Annotated in this window: 15 protein-coding genes, 1 tRNA gene and 1 pseudogene; 3 read left to right on the forward strand and 14 right to left on the reverse strand. The window is 38.9% G+C overall.

What is annotated here, in order from left to right:
- Positions 1–235 precede the first annotated feature (235 nt).
- The 5 genes from recD2 to EBB54_RS23720 all read right to left on the reverse strand — a co-directional run bounded on the left by recD2 (position 236) and on the right by EBB54_RS23720 (position 5,801).
- Positions 236–2,470: an SF1B family DNA helicase RecD2 gene (gene recD2 / locus EBB54_RS23700; protein ID WP_125129247.1), complete on the reverse strand. Its 2,235-nt coding sequence runs from the start codon at positions 2,468–2,470 to the stop codon at positions 236–238.
- Entirely contained in the window at positions 2,448–2,849 is a 402-nt protein-coding gene (locus EBB54_RS23705; protein ID WP_125129248.1) for a DUF7768 domain-containing protein, read from the reverse strand. The genes recD2 and EBB54_RS23705 overlap by 23 nt, the downstream gene beginning before the upstream one ends.
- Positions 2,849–3,895, reverse strand: coding sequence for a YqaJ viral recombinase family nuclease (locus tag EBB54_RS23710; RefSeq protein ID WP_125129249.1), 1,047 nt, complete (start codon positions 3,893–3,895; stop codon positions 2,849–2,851). Before EBB54_RS23710 ends, EBB54_RS23705 begins: the two co-directional genes overlap by 1 nt.
- A gap of 121 nt (positions 3,896–4,016) precedes the next feature.
- A complete protein-coding gene (locus tag EBB54_RS23715) occupies positions 4,017–5,159 on the reverse strand; it encodes a transposase (RefSeq protein ID WP_125129250.1) in 1,143 nt (380 codons plus the stop codon).
- Positions 5,160–5,606: 447 nt separating this feature from the next.
- Positions 5,607–5,801 carry a 2-ketoisovalerate ferredoxin oxidoreductase gene (locus tag EBB54_RS23720; RefSeq protein WP_125129251.1) on the reverse strand — a complete coding sequence of 65 codons (195 nt, stop codon included), beginning with the start codon at positions 5,799–5,801 and terminating at the stop codon, positions 5,607–5,609.
- 405 nt (positions 5,802–6,206) lie between these two features.
- Here EBB54_RS23720 and EBB54_RS23725 point away from each other — a divergent pair, with 405 nt between their 5' ends.
- The 3 genes from EBB54_RS23725 to EBB54_RS23735 all read left to right on the forward strand — a co-directional run bounded on the left by EBB54_RS23725 (position 6,207) and on the right by EBB54_RS23735 (position 8,553).
- Complete coding sequence (locus EBB54_RS23725; protein ID WP_125129252.1) at positions 6,207–6,524, forward strand: helix-turn-helix domain-containing protein; 318 nt, start codon at positions 6,207–6,209, stop codon at positions 6,522–6,524.
- A gap of 418 nt (positions 6,525–6,942) precedes the next feature.
- Entirely contained in the window at positions 6,943–7,155 is a 213-nt protein-coding gene (locus EBB54_RS23730; protein WP_125129253.1) for a helix-turn-helix domain-containing protein, read from the forward strand.
- Between the two features lie 15 nt (positions 7,156–7,170).
- Complete coding sequence (locus EBB54_RS23735) at positions 7,171–8,553, forward strand: site-specific integrase (protein ID WP_125129254.1); 1,383 nt, start codon at positions 7,171–7,173, stop codon at positions 8,551–8,553.
- Positions 8,554–8,741: 188 nt separating this feature from the next.
- Here the strand turns inward: EBB54_RS23735 and EBB54_RS23740 are convergent.
- The 9 genes and pseudogenes from EBB54_RS23740 to EBB54_RS23785 all read right to left on the reverse strand — a co-directional run bounded on the left by EBB54_RS23740 (position 8,742) and on the right by EBB54_RS23785 (position 17,914).
- Positions 8,742–8,815: transfer RNA gene (locus EBB54_RS23740), tRNA-Arg, on the reverse strand.
- A 283-nt stretch (positions 8,816–9,098) separates the two neighbouring features.
- Positions 9,099–9,974, reverse strand: coding sequence for a DUF3881 family protein (locus tag EBB54_RS23745; protein ID WP_125129255.1), 876 nt, complete (start codon positions 9,972–9,974; stop codon positions 9,099–9,101).
- A 300-nt stretch (positions 9,975–10,274) separates the two neighbouring features.
- Positions 10,275–11,561 (reverse strand): serine--tRNA ligase, encoded by a 1,287-nt coding sequence (gene serS, locus EBB54_RS23750; protein WP_125129256.1) that lies wholly within the window; start codon positions 11,559–11,561, stop codon positions 10,275–10,277.
- 193 nt (positions 11,562–11,754) lie between these two features.
- Positions 11,755–12,297, reverse strand: coding sequence for a DUF4446 family protein (locus EBB54_RS23755; RefSeq protein WP_004071682.1), 543 nt, complete (start codon positions 12,295–12,297; stop codon positions 11,755–11,757).
- Positions 12,298–12,345: 48 nt separating this feature from the next.
- Positions 12,346–13,293 (reverse strand): ParB/RepB/Spo0J family partition protein, encoded by a 948-nt coding sequence (locus EBB54_RS23760; RefSeq protein WP_125129257.1) that lies wholly within the window; start codon positions 13,291–13,293, stop codon positions 12,346–12,348.
- Positions 13,294–13,296: 3 nt separating this feature from the next.
- Entirely contained in the window at positions 13,297–14,067 is a 771-nt protein-coding gene (locus EBB54_RS23765; RefSeq protein ID WP_004071687.1) for a ParA family protein, read from the reverse strand.
- Between the two features lie 2,626 nt (positions 14,068–16,693).
- Positions 16,694–17,077: pseudogene (locus EBB54_RS31425) on the reverse strand (DUF4368 domain-containing protein).
- Positions 17,064–17,696, reverse strand: a complete 633-nt coding sequence (locus EBB54_RS23780; RefSeq protein ID WP_125131002.1) for a GNAT family N-acetyltransferase — start codon at positions 17,694–17,696, stop codon at positions 17,064–17,066. Before EBB54_RS23780 ends, EBB54_RS31425 begins: the two are co-directional and overlap by 14 nt.
- Before the next feature lie 44 nt (positions 17,697–17,740).
- Complete coding sequence (locus tag EBB54_RS23785) at positions 17,741–17,914, reverse strand: cysteine-rich KTR domain-containing protein (protein WP_125129259.1); 174 nt, start codon at positions 17,912–17,914, stop codon at positions 17,741–17,743.
- Between the last annotated feature and the right edge of the window lie 16 nt (positions 17,915–17,930).

Below are 17,930 nucleotides of genomic sequence, written 5' to 3' on the forward strand. Positions count from 1 at the left end.
CATTCTCTTCGTGAAAATGAAATGCAGACGATACCCTTTCATAAGAGTAATAGTCTGCATTTCTTTAAGATTGGAAAATTCTTCAATTTTTTATACTTTTTTAATAATTTACTGGAATATCACACATAAAACCAGGAATATGCCTAACGATACTAAGATCATTTCCACAATTCCATGTTTCCTCATAATACATATCCCTAAGATAAGAGAAATCAGTAATTTCATTTCTTCCTCCTTAAACTGCCAGCTTCATCTGTTCCATTTCCTCTGCTTTCTGCCTTTGTTCTGCATTATAATATCTTTGGATTCTCTGCCCTAAGACTGTATTGCGCTTTCCGCTGTCATCCGTATGGATACACTGGCACACTGCGTTCCAGTCTCCAACCAAATAAACCTTGCATTTCGCCCTGGTAATCGCTGTATAGAGGATGTTGCGCTTCAGCATGGTGTAAAATGCTTTTACACACGGGATAATCACGACTGGATATTCGGAACCTTGGGACTTATGGATAGTGATTGCATTGGCATGCTCCACCATCTCCATCTGTTCCCGTTCGTACCGGACCACCCGGTTTTCCGAGAACAGGATCTGCACCTTCTGGTTTTCATCCGAATCCTCATAAATATCCTGGATGATCCCCATGTCTCCATTGCTGACCAAATCCGTATTCTTATTCTGCAGGATCTTGTCACCCACCCGGAATACATCTTTTCCTATCGCCAGTTCATTCTTTCCAGCGGCAGGCGGATTAATCAGATCCTCTAATGTCCGGTTCAATTCCACCACGCCAGCGGCAGTCTTTACACGGTAAGAGGTCAGAATCTGCACCTGCTCCAGCCCATATTTCTGTACTTCCTCCAGATACAGCTTCTTTACCATCTCTGCAGTCGGCTCTGTTCCATCACATGGGACAAATATAAAATCTTCCCCCATAAACAGGTTTGTCCGGTTCTGCTGGATCAGATTTGCATTGACCGGGATATTGCTTGACGCCCCCTGCCGGTATACCATATCTAATACGGTGACCGGGATCAGGCCGCAGCCAATCAACTGCCGGAACACGTCCCCTGCTCCCACGGATGGAAGCTGGTCCACGTCTCCCAAGAGCAGCACTCTGGCACTGTCCTTTACTCTGCTGAAAAATTCGTAGGCAAGGTGCATGTCTACCATGGACACTTCATCTATATTCAGGAATTCTGCTTCCAAATACTGGAACCCCAGGTTGTAGTCGCTTCCTCCGAGCAGACCCAATGCCATATGCATTGTAGATGCGTCTTCCTTTCCGGTGCTTTCCGCCATTCTCCTTGCCGCGCGTCCGGTAGGCGCCATTAGCTGTACCGAAGTCTTGCATTTCAGGCCATGGATATAAAGGATAACCTTCAGAACCGTCGTCTTGCCCGTGCCGGGACCGCCTGTGATGATACTCAAAGGGCTTTCAAACACCATCCTTACCGCCTGTTTCTGCCGTTCGGACAGTGTAATGCCTAAGACCTGCTGTGCCTGCTCCAGTTCATTTTCAATCGGGAATGGCTGTCTTGCTGTCTGTATCCGTTTGGCAATCATCAACGCCGTCAGCCGTTCCTCCTCATATTGCTGGAAAATATATACCTTCTCATGATCCACCACAATGCTCTGCTGCATAACCAGCTGATAGAGTACTCTGCTGACATCTTGCTCTATTACAGCCGGAACCGTCAGATCCTTATTCAGTAACGTCAAGGTTTTATCCATAAGCGTTTCCTGTGTCAGATACAGATGCCCTTCTTTCATAGCTTCATGCAGGATATAACTGATACATCCCGAAATACGCATAGGATCATTCAGCGTCATGCATAACTGCCTGCCAATCGCATCCACCGTCAGAAAGCCAAAGCCTTTTACGGCACATAACATATAGGGCCGGTTCTGGATGATACGGACAGATTCCTCATGGAAAGTTTTTAGGATCATGTTCACCTTCTTCGGCGTTACCTTATAGGGAGCCAGAAATGTCATCAGCTCCCGGAATACCTGGTTCTGCCCATAACATTCCACAATCTCCCTTAACTTTCGCTCAGAAATCCCCCTGATAGACAAGAGTTTTTCCGGAGACTTTTCTATCACATCCAATGTCTGCAGCCCGAACTGCTGGTAGATTGCCTCCGCCGTTCTCTGCTTTACACCTTTAATGGCTCCGGAAGAGAGGTAGCCGATGATCCCCGCCTTTGTCCGAGGCACGATCTCCATAAAGGAGTCAACCTTCAGCTGCAGCCCGTGGCTTCCGTTCTCCCAGTCGCCTTCCATTTCCAGCTCAATCGTATTGGTCAGCGGCAGGTTGTAACCTACCGCCGTAAAACCAATGATATTCCTGCTTTCCAGATATTTATTTCTGGCAGAAAGTGGCACAGATTCATCAGAGGTGGAATAGACAGCGACCGTAAATCCGTTTTCCTCACTTAAGAAGATTTTATTTACATACCTGCAGCGCATCCCATTCCTCCCTCCAGCTTTTTAGAGCTCTGAGTTCAAAAGGCTTTTCCTCACTGTCATACCAATAAACATCCATGCCCTTTACAAACGCTTCTTTGATTTCCCCCGCCATGCCGGAACTAATACGTCTGCCGCAGATAATCAAGGTATCGCACAAATCCATCATCTCCATCCCGATCCGGAGTGCGGTTTCCCGTTCCTCTGGAATCGAATCATCTAATATCAGGGGCAGATACGCGTGGGAAGCAAACGTCCTGCAATGGTAGAGAACCTGCATCCTCTCCATATAAAACTTTGCCATGTCCATGTTATGGCTGACTCCCTTCGCATCAGGGGCAGAAAGCGGAGAGCAGATATACGCTTTTTTCCCGCTTAACATTATGCCGCCTCCTTCTTTACCCGGAATGTCCGGCTCTCTGTGGTTTTTGTATATTCCTCAAAAATATCCGGATGCTGGATTTTCAGCTTTTCCATTGCGTCTTTCCCAACCTGGGTTCGCCTGGTTGGATTATAAGTAATCCGGTAACGGCTGATCCCGTCGGATAAGACTGCCTTGCAGGAAGCGCCAAGCTGTTCTACAAACGGCACACTAAGCTCCCTCTGCATTGCCTCAATTTCCTTTTTCCGTTTTTCCAGTTGGGATTTTTCTTCTGATAAGGTAAGATACTTTTCAAGATCAACTGAATGTTGCACTCCAATCTCAATCTCAGGAAGCTCCTTGTCGGCATACCCGCCGTATTTCCGGATACTTGCAAGGATCAGGTCATGTTTGCCGTTGTATGGCGGCTCTGCCTGCTTTTCCACATATTCCTTCCAGAAATATTCCTCCTGTGCAATGATTTCTTCCTCCTCCATCATATCCCGCTCAATCGGACGGATGACAAATTCATTCTCATTGTTTCCATAGAGACAGGCAATATAGGCTTTGTCCATGTTCATCACAGACAGATAATGCCTTACCTGAAGGATATAATTATCGGGAATCCCTCCGTCCTCCCACTTGGTCCTGGCATTGTAATTACAGGTCTTGCACTCTAAAATACCATACGAGCCATCCGGGAAAATGATGAAGAAATCTACGTCTGCCAGCATAAATGGATACAGCGGATGCCGGAACATCTTCCGCACCGGAAATACGGTAAGCCCTGTCTTCTTGGCGAAGATCTCCGCTACCAGATCCTCCAGCCGGTGTCCGACTTCCTTTGCTACCCAGTTGCTTTCTTCCTCTTCGATCAGCGGTTCGATTCCGAGCTTGTCATTATAAAGATCACGAATGGTTGCAAAGGGTGAAATCCCCATAATGGCAGCAACATCACTTCCACCGATTCCAAGCTTCCGATAAGACAGCCAGTCCTCACGTGAGAGAGTGTCCGTATCAACAATAACCTCCGGTTCATAATTCATATTCAAACTTGTTTCGCTCATCTTAATCCTCCTCATATTATCAAATTTATTGGTATTTCTTCACCTGTTCTGTACAGTGCTTATTAGAAATCACAAACTGTTTGTCAGCTATTTGCTAAAATAATCTGCTATAAAGTTAGGTCTACCACTTAATCGCACCGCTGACATCATATTCTTTCCAGTTCAGCGCCAGTGCGCGGGTAACCTGTTCCTCCAGACTGATAATCCCATGCCCCTGCATCCCTTCACAGGCTGCGAAAAAGCAAGCCTCGTTAATTGCAAAATAAAGGTCATGGGCCGTACAGGGATCTGTCCCGTTCTGGGATTCAAACATTTCCGCCACTTCATTGATCAGCTTCTTCCGAACCCCGATACGCTTCATTACAAGCTTCAGGCAGTTTAATGGATTCCGGATCTCAATATCCATGAGCTTCGTCATATCTGCAACTGCGTCCTGATATCTGGAACAAAGCATACGGAGGTTGTTCATAAACTGTACCAGATCCGCGCCTCCTGTATGGGCCAGCTTGATCGGGCTTCCAAGGCTGATGGTTCGATTCCCGCTGTCACATAACAGCATTGGGTACAGGTTCGCACCGCTGGCCGCCACATCTGACGTGGTAAGCCTTACTGCAGGCGCAATTACCTTGTCGGTCATACCATGATCGGCAAGGGCAGTCCGGTAAGTATCCAGAAGTTCCTGGTTTCCTCCAAGCTCCCACATCGCCGATACAATGGAATGATCAAAGGCACCGGAACCTTCCATATATGTACTTCCTTTGAAATTTGTGTCAAGATACTGCATGGTCGTCTCAAAGACTGCACGCATATCAAGGATGCTGTAATCATGACTGTCTCCGCCGTGAACGGCAGACACCTTTCCATCCGCAATCTTGATCAGCGCATCTCCCTTGGCCACCTTCAAGCAGTAGTTCACCACCCTGGCATAGTTGGACTTTTCCAGCTTGCGTAATCCAGCGCCAGAGATACCTGCACGGTCCAGGATAGTTTTAATGGCACAGTCCCGTACCGGGTAGGTTTCCCCTCTAACCTTTAATGCCAGCTGGGTATTCTTTTCCGTATCCTTAAGGATCTCCTCCCAGTCTGCCGTAGAAGAAGCCTCCATATGTTCTGCCTCCTGGCTGATCGGAACCAGCCTGAGAGACCTGGTAGGCTTTCTGATCCATGTGGCAGCCTTTGCTCTTTCTGCCAGAAAATCCAGCATTTCCTTTGGGTTTGCAAACGTCGTTTCAAATGCGTCTGCGTAGATTCTTGTTTCATTCATGTGTTCTTCCACCTTTCTTAAATAAAAATTTTTTATCCATAAACGGCACGCTGGCCAGTTTTGGCTATCTCATCCGTAAAATCAGCCTGTGGCAATTTCTTTTGGATGATTGCAATAAAAAAGGAATGAAACAGAGATTATCTCCATTCATTCCACACTAACTGGCTGATATGTTAATAAACATTTCCAGCCTAAAAAACAAAAAGTGCCACTACAAGCCGGAAACGGCGTATGGTGACACTTCTTACAAACATAAACAGCTTATGCCAGACAGATTTCTTTTTCTTCTGTCCTCTGCTTTCGGGATTCCTAAGAATCCGAAAGCTTCCCCACAAGGGACATGCATAAAATCAACTATACCAGTATATTAACACAAGATATAGGTGATGTCAATTTTATTTCCACTATATATAGATTATTCTTTTTTCGTATATATAATATGCGGTATTACACATCACTTTCTATGATAAACTCTATGGTCTTTCCCAGAAAATCCTTACATGTATGCTGAACCTTTCCGTACAGCCGATCATCCTGCTTTGCAGACTCACTGCAGGACTCCATATAAGGGCACTGGTCACAGCTATTCTGAATAGCTTCCTTCAGCCATTCGATTTCTCTGACAGTTCCAATTACCTTCATTAGTTTCCACTCCTTCCACTATTAATCATAGCCTAAAAATTGAATTGTTATTTACACAATTATCCCTTTTATATCTCTTCTCAACCATATATCCGTCTACAGGATCTTTCTGCCCCAGAACTTATTTGCAACTGTCTATAGAAAATCCAGAATTGTCTTCTTAAAGTTTTCCTGCCTGCATAATATCCGCAAATTGTCAGGTATAAGTCCAGCTTAATCTTCAAAAATACAATTCTTACTAACAGATTCCGTATAAAGTGTATAATAAGCACTTCCTCTCTTGTATTATATCCATAATGTACGGATATAATCAATCATATACTTCTATATATGACACTTATAACTATTTTAATCCGCAATTCTACATAACTAAATGGGATAAAATGAGGATGCGAGGTGTAGAAGATGGATAAAAAATATGTGGCAGACCGTATCACAGAGTTACGGATCAAGAAAAATGTATCAGAATATCAGATGAGCCTGGATCTTGGCAGGAACAAAAGCTATATCCAGAATATCAGTTCCGGGCGTTCCCTGCCATCCATGAGTCAGTTTTATGAGATCTGCCAATACTTCGACATCACACCATACCAGTTCTTTGACGAGGAATTACACAATCTTCCGTTGTACCAGAAAGCCTGTGACCTTCTAAAGCAGCTAGATGAAGATGACATGATGACGATCATTCCTCTCTTAAAGCGCTTATCTAACAAAGAAAAATAAGGGATTGTACCGGGTTGTCTCCTGACAGCCTGGATTTTTCTTGACCTTTTTTATCATTTCTTGATTTATTTTAATTTTTTTCAAAAATTTTCCAATCTCCCAAATTTCAACACTATTACTTATATAGATGGACAAATAATCCAAGGATTATTTGTGCCTTCACGTACCTTGACAATTCCATACATCTTTCAGGAGATTGATACCGGGTGCTGTAGATAGTGTGCATGAATGCGCGCCTGCAGTTTAATGATTACACAGTAACGCCTGCTACGTGACCGAGAAGGGCATAGGAACTGGCTTCTGGAAGATCACCAACATTATTAATTTGAAATTTACAAGGCAGCAAAAGGGACGTATAATAGAAATATGAGGAGTTTTGGCTATACGTTACCCATGCTGTCAAAAGAAAGGAGTACATATGACAGCAAATTCTAATCAAGAAACATCTGCTGTACATCCAGGAGGATCAACGACCTACTCCGTACAAGAAATTGCCGTCATTTTAGGTATAAGCAAAAAATTAGCATATAAATTATGTGAAGAGAACTGCTTTATCTCAAAACGAATCGGCAGAATCATACGGATAAATAAGAGATCCTTTGAGGACTGGCTGAATAGCGGAGCACAATAAAAGAGGAGAAAACGTATGGCTACGATTATCAAACGTAAGAAAAATTATTCGGTTATTTACTACTATGAAACCGAATCCGGCGAGAAAAAGCAAAAATGGGAGACATTTACAAACCGTAAGGATGCCAACAAACGGAAGATCGAGATTGAGAACCAACAGGAACAAGGGATTTTTGTCGCTCCTACATCACAAACACTGGAAGATTTTCTATATGATTTCGTAAATTTATATGGTGAGAAGAAATGGAGCATAAGCACATATGACAATAATGTGTCACTGATTGGTAATTATATTACCCCTATCATTGGAAAGACTCCAATCCAGAATATCAATCGGAAATTTGTAGATCAATACTATAACACGCTTAAAAAGACAAAACCTGTAATGGTACAAAATAAGCAACCCAGAAGTGAATACTTGCCGCCACAAACGATTGAACGGATATTCAAGCTGTTATCCTGTGCTTTCAGGCAGGCGGTGAAATGGGAGCTTGTAGGAAAGAATCCTTTTGAACTTTCAGATGCATTACCCAAAATAAAGTATAAAAAGCGTGATATATGGGATGCAGAGACTATTTCTAAAGCACTCGATGAATGCAGGGACGGAAAGTTGTATGTTGCAATGAATCTTTCTTTTGCATGTTCTATGAGAGAAGGAGAGATTCTTGGCCTGACCTGGGATATGGTGCACATTTCGGATGAAGACATCAAAGCTGACAACACTTATATAGATATTCAAAAAGAATTGTTGAGAGTCTCAAAGCGGACGATTGAAATTCTTGATAAAAAGGATATCTACTTTATCTTTCCGCCGCTGATGCCAAATACATCCACAAGGGTTGTCTTAAAGAAGCCAAAGACCGACAGCAGTATCCGCCGCGTATGGATTCCGAAAACTCTTGCTTATATATTAAGAGACTGGAAAAAGCATCAGGATGAGCTGAAAGAATTCCTTGGCGATGAATATCAGGATTTCAATCTTGTTGTGGCTCTTCAGAATGGACGTCCCTGTGAGGGCAGAGTTCTTTTGAAGTCATTTGAAGAACTTCGTACCAGGGCAAAGCTGCCAAACGTAGTATTCCATTCACTTCGTCATTCCAGTACGACATATAAGCTGAAATTAAACCATGGTGATATTAAAGCTACGCAAGGGGATACCGGGCATGCACAAACGGATATGATCACAGAAATTTATTCCCACATTCTGGATGAGGACAGAAAAGTAAACGCTCAGAAGTTTGAAGCTGCTTTTTATAAGAATCCTGATTTACGCAAATCTGGACCGCCGGCTTCAGATACACAGACAAATTCCGGTGATATTGATCTGAATATTTTGATTAAAAAGTTAAAAGACTCTCCCGAATTAGCAACAACATTGGCTCAGTTATTAGTTCAATAACTTATTAGCACGAAAACCTGCTAATTCTCCTATTAGCAGAGGTGCTGATTTTATTAGCAAACTACGGCGTTATGGTTCGTTTCCATATTAGCAAATATGATTTTTTATACATTTCACATTTTGCATGAACAAAGAAATAATCTGTTTTGTTAAAAAACGCCGCAAACCTTATGTTTACGGCGTTTCTACGTTCCTGACTGGAGTCGAACCAGCGGCCTATTGCTTAGGAGGCAATCGCTCTATCCTACTGAGCTACAGGAACTTGTGTATATTATAACGGTTTTATTCAACCATTATAAACAAATTATGCAGTTTTTGTTTTGAACGAGCACCCACTTAGGAGGCGGTCGCTCTATCCAGCTGAGCTATAGCGACATTCTGAATATCTGTTCCTATTTACTTTATCTATTCTTTTACAGTCCAGATACTCAACACTGTTTATTTTAACACCAGACCTGTATAAAATCAATCATTTTTTTCATTTCAGCGCAATTTTCATGGGATTTTTTGTAAACCATGATCTTTCTGACCGCCCATGAACCTTTTTAGAAATTGATATCCCCCTGCAGCCAGATGGTCCCTTTAAAACGTCTCCCGATCTCTGGTTCACCGAGCAGTTCTTTTTTGGGGACACATACGTCAAACTGCAGTTCATTGACATCCAGGCGGAGCTGGTACAGCTTCTCTTTCGTGATCTGATTTTCTGCCTCGCTGACATCCAGGATCTCTCCCATGATCGAGTAGATATCACACTCCACTCCATAAGGCATAAAATATGTATCCACAATTGTAAAGACATCCTCGTATAAAAGCCGCCTTGATACCTGGGAATAGATGTCGATATCATCCAGGGTCAATGTCTCAATGGCACTCTGGTCGCCATTTCTTGCGGCGTTCAGAAGATTTCTGCGGTTGTCTGAAGCTTCGCTTACGCTGTCGATCTGCCGCTGACTCTTCTGCACGGGAAGCAAAATCTTTCCCGAAAGAGCCAGACCGGAAAATGTAACGGAGGTATTCAGCTTGGACATTCCTCCAAGCTGACATTCCTTTTTATATTCAATTCCATTTTTCAGACAGAAGATCAGGCTGATCCCAACTTTTGGGTCCTCGCAGATTCCAACATACTGCTCCCTGTCTATTCTCTTTTCTACAATGACTTCTGAAAACGTGGTAATTCCGCTGCCGTTAAAATAGGGAATATAGTAATCTGCATCAAAATTTTCATTTTCATCCATTTCCCCATACAAAGCAATCCCGATCCCCCTTCCGAATTCCTTTCGAAATTCGCAAAAGTCGGTGGATTTGTTATATGATATAATTGTCTGGTGTTTAAAATTTTTTTCAACCTGAGCCAGTATTTCTTTTAACTCTTTTTTTGTAGAAAAATTTCCGAATCCAATTGCTTTTAAATATTGATGCATAATATTCTCCATTTTTCATATTTATAGAGAACCGCAGCAGTATGAAAATGCCGGCTATGCGGCAGACTGATCAGCGGTTCCGGATATCTGTTATTGTATTTATTGTTACTATTCACAGTCAGGCAAAAAATGTCAGTCAGATCCGTCAAATGCAGCTTGTTAGAAGCTGATTAATAATTTTTATCTGACTGGAATCAGTCACTTCACCCACATAAGAAAAATTTCAAGATGCCCGACATCGGCAGACATCTGCCGGCTGTTTTTGCGCATGTGAGTGAAATGACTGTGATTAGTAACGATTTATTTTTTCGGAGTGATCATAGTAGTTCCTCCCATATAGGGCTGCAAAGCTTCCGGAATTTTTACAGAACCGTCTTCCAGAAGATTATTTTCCAAAAATGCGATCAGCATTCTCGGAGGAGCAACTACCGTATTATTCAAAGTATGAGCAAAATATTTGCTGTCTTTTCCTTTTACACGGATACCAAGCCTTCTCGCCTGGGCGTCTCCTAAGTTGGAGCAGCTTCCCACCTCAAAATATTTTTTCTGTCTGGGAGACCATGCCTCAACGTCAACGGATTTTACTTTCAGATCCGCAAGGTCACCGGAACAACATTCCAAAGTGCGGACCGGAATATCCAGGGAACGGAACAAATCCACCGTATTTTTCCAGAGTTCATCATACCACTTCGGGCTTTCTTCCGGCTTGCAGACTACAATCATCTCCTGCTTTTCGAACTGATGGATACGGTAAACGCCCCTCTCCTCGATTCCATGCGCTCCTTTTTCTTTTCGGAAACACGGGGAATAGCTGGTCAGTGTCTGGGGCAGTTCTTCTTCCTTCAACTGTGTATCAATAAATTTTCCTATCATGGAATGCTCGCTGGTTCCGATCAAATACAGATCCTCGCCTTCAATCTTATACATCATTGCATCCATTTCCGCAAAACTCATGACTCCTGTCACCACGTTGCTCCGGATCATGAAGGGCGGTACGCAATAGGTGAATCCGCGTCCGATCATAAAATCTCTTGCATATGCGATGACTGCGGAATGAAGCCTTGCAATGTCGCCCATCAGATAATAAAATCCATTTCCGGCAACCTTTCTCGCACTCTCCATGTCAATGCCGGAAAACCGTTCCATAATATCCGTATGGTATGGAATCTCAAAATCAGGTACTACCGGCTCACCAAAACGTTCAACCTCAACATTTTCCGTATCATCTTTTCCAATCGGCACAGACGGATCTATGATATTCGGAATGGTCATCATATCCTTCTTCAGTTTCTCTTCCACTTCTTTTTCTTCTATAGAAAGTGCTTCCACCCGATCCGCATTTTCAGCAATCTGCCGTTTCAGTTCCTCAGCCTCTTCCTTTTTTCCCTGAGCCATCAGACCGCCGATCTGCTTGGAGATTTTATTCTTTTCCGCACGAAGTGTTTCTACCTCCTGCTTGATCGCCCTGTTTCTGGCATCCAGCTCTAATACTTCGTCAACCAGCGGCAGTTTTTCATCCTGAAATTTATTCTTAATATTCTGTTTTACAATATCAGGATTTGTCCTTACAAATTTTATATCTAACATTGTTCATTCCTCCGTTTTATGTTTTCGGCAATAACCATTATTTCTTTAGAGCTTATTTACAAATTCTTATAGTAAAAGGCACACTATTATGGCCATTCGGACCCTCCACAAAGTATACCCAAGGGCGCCCCATCATGGCCATCCGGCCGTTTCATGTGGTACATAATCTGGTATTTTTTTATACAGTTTACAGTTATCTTAATTTTTTCAGATCCATATCCTTGAAGTCATATGCTTCTTGAAAAATGGCCCGTTCTAACGATTCTTTTTCTTCCTCGGCAAGCTCAATATAACTTTCTCCCTTGACGATCTCTTTGATATAGGTGTAACATGCATCCCTGCTGTGCATCGCATTTAAAACCCAGCCGCTGTCTTCTTCGTCCAGCATTGTCAGGGCGAAACTGAGATTACCTCCCATTTCCTGAAACGCATTGTACCGGATGATTCCAACTTTCTGATAATTTTTCCTTATCCTTTTATTCATTTTACGAATCTGCTCTTCATTCTTCCTCGTAACCCTGGAAATCTTATCCAACTCAGCGAATTTATCTAAAATGCTTTCTTCCAGATTCTTTCCATCTTTTCCTCTCATAAACATGGAATAGTTTCTTTTCAGCCTTTTATACTTCATGTTGACACTTATCAATAATACAAATAAAAATATTTGGATCAAGAACAGCAATGCGATCAGTTCATCTGTCTGAATGCCTATTTTGGAAATGAATGCACTTACCATAAATGTCCTCTCTTGCGTGAGTGAAAAATCAAACAAGCAAAATTTTTGTTATTGGCTGATCGTCATAATCAGATCATAAATTCTTTCTAATTCTTCTTCCGAATAATATTCTATTTCGATTTTTCCTTTGCCATTCGCTTTTGCATTGATATTGACCTTTGTTCCCATAATATTTTTCATTTTATCAACAAGGTCATCATACACAAACACATGTTCTATCTTTTCTTTTTCAACCGGCATCTTCGGATTCTTTAAGGATTTGACCAGTTTTTCCGTCTCCCGAACACTCAGCTTTTCATCAAATATTTTCGTTGCAATTGTATACTGCTGCTCTTTGTTATCAATCGCAAGCAGTGCTCTGGCATGTCCGGTTGAAATCATATCGTCAATGATCATCTGCTGAACCTTGTCGTTGAGCTTCAAAAGCCGCATGGAATTTGTTACCGCAGTCCTGCTTTTTGATACTCTTTCCGCAACTTCGTCCTGCTTAAGGTTGAACTCCTCGAGCAGTCTTTTGAACGCTACTGCTTCTTCAATTGGATTGAGATTTTCTCTTTGTATATTTTCAATCAGGGAAATTTCAACGACTTCCTGCGGTGAATATTCTTTTATGATTACCGGAACTTCTTTTAACCCGGCAAGCTTTGCTGCACGCCATCTTCTTTCGCCTGCTATGATCTCATGATACCCTTTTTTTCTCTGAACAATGAGAGGCTGCAATATGCCGTATTGTCTGAGAGAATCTGCAAGCTCAAGAAGTGCATCCTCGTCAAATTCTTTTCTTGGCTGGCTTCGGTTCGGCTCTACTTCATTGATATTCAGCAGCAATTCTCCGGTCTTATTTTCCGGTTCAATGATCTCTGTTTTAACTATTTGCGTCTCTTTACTTTTTGCAGCTTTTTCATCAGGTGCTTTTGATTCAATCTCTGTTTTAACATTTTTATCTGGTATCAGGCTGTCTAATCCTTTGCCAAGTCCATTTCTTTTTATTGGCATTCATCACTCCTCCTCTCCTCTGTGAATCACTTCATCTGCTAACTGCATATAGCTTTCTGCACCTGCTGATTTTGGATCATAGACATTGATCGGCATTCCATAGCTCGGTGCCTCAGCAAGCCTTATATTTCTTGGAATAATTGTTTTATAAATATTTTGATTCAGATTGTCTTTTACATTCTCCACTACCTGCAGTGAAAGATTTGTCCTGGCATCATACATTGTAAATACAACGCCTTCAATCTCCAGTGATGAATTAAGACGTTCCTGAACCAGTTCAATTGTATGTATCAATTGGCTTAATCCTTCCAGAGCATAGTATTCACATTGGATTGGAACTAAGACAGAATCAGCGGTGGTCATAGCATTGATCGTGAGCATGCTTAAAGCAGGAGGACAGTCTATAATCACAAAATCGTACTTATCCTTTATTTTTTCCATTTCTTTTTTGATAATAAATTCTTTATTATCTACGCCAATCATCTCTATTTCTGCCGCTGACAGATCAATATTCGAAGGGAGTACATCAAGGTTGTCCAACACATTTTCGCAAATGCATTCTTCTATTCCGGCATTTCCTATGAGAAGATCATAAACGCTGCTTTCGATCTCGTCCTTGTCAACACCTAACCCACTCGTCATATTCCCCTGTGGGTCCAGGTCAAGTGCCAGAACTTTTTTTCCAAGATCTGCCAGACATGCTGATAAATTTATGGCAGTCGTCGTTTTTCCTACGCCTCCCTTTTGGTTGGCTATTGCAATTACTCTATTCATTTGTAGTACTCCTTTCTTTAATACAGTTTATTATATCACTATTCAAAAATAGAATCTACACCAAATATTTAAAATATTGTATATATTTTGGATTCTGTTTGTTTTCAGTCGGGGTTTTTGGTAATACGAATTGTATTGTTTTGTTTAATTATGGAGTTTTAAGATTTTTGTTAGTTTATGAAGGTAGAAAACATTTTTGTAGATATGAAGTTTCATGAAGTAACAAGTTTTAGTAGTATGTTTTAGAATCTATTTGCAAATATCTATTGATGGTTTTGGGATCGTATAATTTTTCTATATATTTGACAATTTTAATTTAGGTATCTGTAATTTGAAAGTTTATAATTTCTTTTAGATGTTTCACGTGAAACATTTTATAAAACTTACTTTAATAGTGAATTATTTTTATTGTTGTTTTCTTTTTATTTTTCTTTAAACTTTCTAACTTATGTATATATAGTAAAAAGCAAGAATTTGAATAGCATTACAGTTGGTTATTCTAAAATCATTATTACTTTCCATATCTACATTATTAACTTTGTCCATTACATTTTTCACTCAATATATACTTGCTTAAAAATTATACTCTACTTCAATTTTTACAATTATTTAGTTTTACTACATTTCTTAAAACAAAAAGAATCTCTTATCTACATTCAATAAAACTTTTTTAGTACTCCTTCTTAACTCTGGAGATTCAATCTATATTCCAATTTGTTATATAGTTTTTTACTTTATCCTCGAAGTAAATAAATGTTTCACGTGAAACATTTCAAATACTCCTTTCTAAATTATAATATTATTTGTTGGTCAGTGTTCTACTACTCATCATTTAACGTTACAAAAGATTAATAAAAGTAGCTTATGCCTTCACATTTTCATATTGGAATAGATTAATTATAAAAAATACAGTATCAGATTTACCAACTCCTTATATTATTGATATGCATATGCACCTTTCCGTTTAGCTAAGTATATTCTTAAAATATTCACTATATAATCTTGATTTTTCTCCCCCAATCCACATCTTTGGTATAATTTATTTTTTTGCAATATTCCCTTAAAAAATAGTTTTGTTATACTATTTATAATCACATAACATAAAGAGCAATTATATATATAATATAATTCAATTTAATATAGATATAATTATCAATCTAAAATTCATATAGGTATTATAATTTAATTATTGTTCAAAACTAATACTACTTATTAAAATTTCTCAAATACTTTAATTACTCAATAAAATTTTAACAAAACACAAATAAAATCATCAATTTAAAATTATATTAATAAGAAATATTATTATTTAATCAGATTATACTTGTAGATAATATTTTTAATAATTAAATTGCCTATAAACGGATAAAACATATATCATTTATATATTCATACTACTTAACCAAATCTTCATAACTCACTTATTAGTCCGCACAAAAAATCAGCTCATATTTTTTAATTTACTAATATGCAATTATAATTATATATTATGTATTATATATTTTTTAACTGCCACTACTCATTTTATAAATTCATAAATATTTTAATACATCTAATATATTTCCTTATAATTGGTTATAAATTATTATTTATACTTTTTTAATAATAGAAATACACATCCATTTCATATTATCTGAATATCTATATTTTTAATAAAATTTCCATTCCATTATAATATTACTTCTCCTTCCCCTATAATGTATCAAAAAGGAACCCCTAATGTGTGTTTTCTCCCCTTACCAGAGCGAAAAATTTTATGATAAATACTTATGCTTTTCAAAACATAAAATCTATACCATATTTAATGAGATAAATAAGTTTTTAATGTTTCACGTGAAACATTTTTTAATACGTATATTTTTTTGTAGATTATATCTTAGAATATTTACATTATAGAACTTAAGCTCTATACTTTTTAGTTTTCAATCATTAATCCAAAAATTTAATATCTTAGAAAAAAATAAAATTAATAATTATTTTATATCCAGATATTTTAACTCATAGAGTCGTTTCTATTTTTATAATATATACTTTTATAACTATATATCAATTTAATCATCAATCCAAAAATGAATCAAACTAATTCTATCAAAAAGTGGAATAACAAATAGTCAATTTTTTTCAACAAAAATAATTAAGTATCTAATATCTAATAATCTTTATTCTTTTATTTAATTATATTGTAGTTACGCCTGGTTTTCAAAAAAATATCTCAAAATAAAATATAAGCAAATTATATTATTATTTTCTATATTTGCAAAACTAATAAAGTATTTAGATAAAATGTTTCACGTGAAACATTCATTATTTCAAAATGTATAATACTATTACAGATTACAAAAAACCATGAGAAATCTAACGAGAACTAAAAAAGACAACATAAATCTACTAAAAAAGATTTATAAAAAGGACTGTAATGCAAATATCATATTGCTAAATACAAAGTTCAGAATCACCAATTTGTGGAAACTAATTGTAAATAAATGAACCTCAAATAAAAAGTAACTCCATGTAGAACATGAGTTACCCCAGATAGGATAAAAATTGATATGCATGGGCAGGAGTACAGATTTTCTCCTGCTTTTGCCTGTATTCAGGCTGTTTGTAGATTGGTACGCTGCATATATTACCGTTCCATTGCCCACATTTCCTCGCCGGTGAAAACATCCAAAATCCCGACATAGGAATAGTAAATATCAACTGCCTGCGTCCGTTTCCCGTCCTGCTTCACACGCTCATAAATTACAATTTAATCCACAAAGGCATTATGGATTTCGGGCGTCAGTTCCTCAATGCGGGTATACTTCTTAGTAACGGCTATCAGCTTGGCAACATTGGTCACTTCCGTATCTGCTTCGCCAACCTGGGCAGTCAGCATTTCGATTTCCTGATCCAGTTGCTTCTGCTCTGCTTCATACCCGTCGGACAGCTTGTAAAAGCGTTCATCACTCAACTTCACGTTGACATTATCCTCATAGATTTTACGGAACAGGCGGTCAAACTCTTTCATCCGCTTTTCCAGTAATTTTCTTTGTATAAAACAGACAAGTTAAAGGAACTTGCTTTTTATCCAAATCAAGCACAACTTGTCGTTCTTCTGTTCGTTCAAAGCCTCTATGCTCATAAAATTGATAAGTGCAAGCATTATCGGTGTATAAATAAACAAGCTTTCCGCTTTCGCCTTTTTCAAATGCAGACAATAATGCTGTTCCAATACCTTTAATTTTACAATCAGGGTCAGCAGCAAGAAAAATTATCTCTCCATCAGGATTATTCTTTTGGCAAAAAGACTTATACATATCTTTATTCGCTTCATCATATTCTTCAACACCTTTTCCAGCCACAAGATGTTGAAGCCAGTCAAATATCTTCACATAAATTGCTTTTGACACGCTGTGATAACGTTTTGGCTCGTTCTTCATTTCTGCAAGTAAAACACACACAAAAATATCATCAACATAAGCGCCATAAACTTTTGTTGCACGATTTAATTCCATATACCAAAAATATTTTGCATACAAATCTAAAATAACTTTGCTATCCATATACCAATCTAAGTGCATTCCTTGGATTGCGAATTTCTGTGCTTTTTTATAATCTTGCCTGCGAATTTCTTTTATCTCAATCAATAAATTCACCTCTACAACTTCCGATTTGTCGCTTTATTATTCAGCTATGTGATTTCGTTCCAAATAACTGTTACCCTTAAATCCTTTGCATCAATCAAACTTTCCTGCATGCATTTCGGACAGTAGAGGAGATAATTCTTCAAAACCGTATCTTCTCTAAGCCTGTCACGGGTTTTATTACCGTAAACAGGACAATATATCCATTCTGATTTATTCAATTTATTACCTGTCCTT

This window comes from Schaedlerella arabinosiphila, assembly GCF_003885045.1.
Classification (GTDB): Bacteria; Bacillota; Clostridia; order Lachnospirales; family Lachnospiraceae; genus Schaedlerella; species Schaedlerella arabinosiphila.

Excerpts from the sequence above, each read along its gene's own strand:
- recD2 (WP_125129247.1), bottom strand. The coding sequence starts at position 2,470 with ATGCGCTGCAGGTATGTAAATAAAATCTTCTTAAGTGAGGAAAACGGA.
- EBB54_RS23705 (WP_125129248.1), bottom strand. The coding sequence starts at position 2,849 with ATGTTAAGCGGGAAAAAAGCGTATATCTGCTCTCCGCTTTCTGCCCCT.
- EBB54_RS23710 (WP_125129249.1), bottom strand. The coding sequence starts at position 3,895 with ATGAGCGAAACAAGTTTGAATATGAATTATGAACCGGAGGTTATTGTT.
- EBB54_RS23715 (WP_125129250.1), bottom strand. The coding sequence starts at position 5,159 with ATGAATGAAACAAGAATCTACGCAGACGCATTTGAAACGACGTTTGCA.
- EBB54_RS23720 (WP_125129251.1), bottom strand. The coding sequence starts at position 5,801 with ATGAAGGTAATTGGAACTGTCAGAGAAATCGAATGGCTGAAGGAAGCT.
- EBB54_RS23725 (WP_125129252.1), top strand. The coding sequence starts at position 6,207 with ATGGATAAAAAATATGTGGCAGACCGTATCACAGAGTTACGGATCAAG.
- EBB54_RS23730 (WP_125129253.1), top strand. The coding sequence starts at position 6,943 with ATGACAGCAAATTCTAATCAAGAAACATCTGCTGTACATCCAGGAGGA.
- EBB54_RS23735 (WP_125129254.1), top strand. The coding sequence starts at position 7,171 with ATGGCTACGATTATCAAACGTAAGAAAAATTATTCGGTTATTTACTAC.
- EBB54_RS23745 (WP_125129255.1), bottom strand. The coding sequence starts at position 9,974 with ATGCATCAATATTTAAAAGCAATTGGATTCGGAAATTTTTCTACAAAA.
- serS (WP_125129256.1), bottom strand. The coding sequence starts at position 11,561 with ATGTTAGATATAAAATTTGTAAGGACAAATCCTGATATTGTAAAACAG.
- EBB54_RS23755 (WP_004071682.1), bottom strand. The coding sequence starts at position 12,297 with ATGGTAAGTGCATTCATTTCCAAAATAGGCATTCAGACAGATGAACTG.
- EBB54_RS23760 (WP_125129257.1), bottom strand. The coding sequence starts at position 13,293 with ATGCCAATAAAAAGAAATGGACTTGGCAAAGGATTAGACAGCCTGATA.
- EBB54_RS23765 (WP_004071687.1), bottom strand. The coding sequence starts at position 14,067 with ATGAATAGAGTAATTGCAATAGCCAACCAAAAGGGAGGCGTAGGAAAA.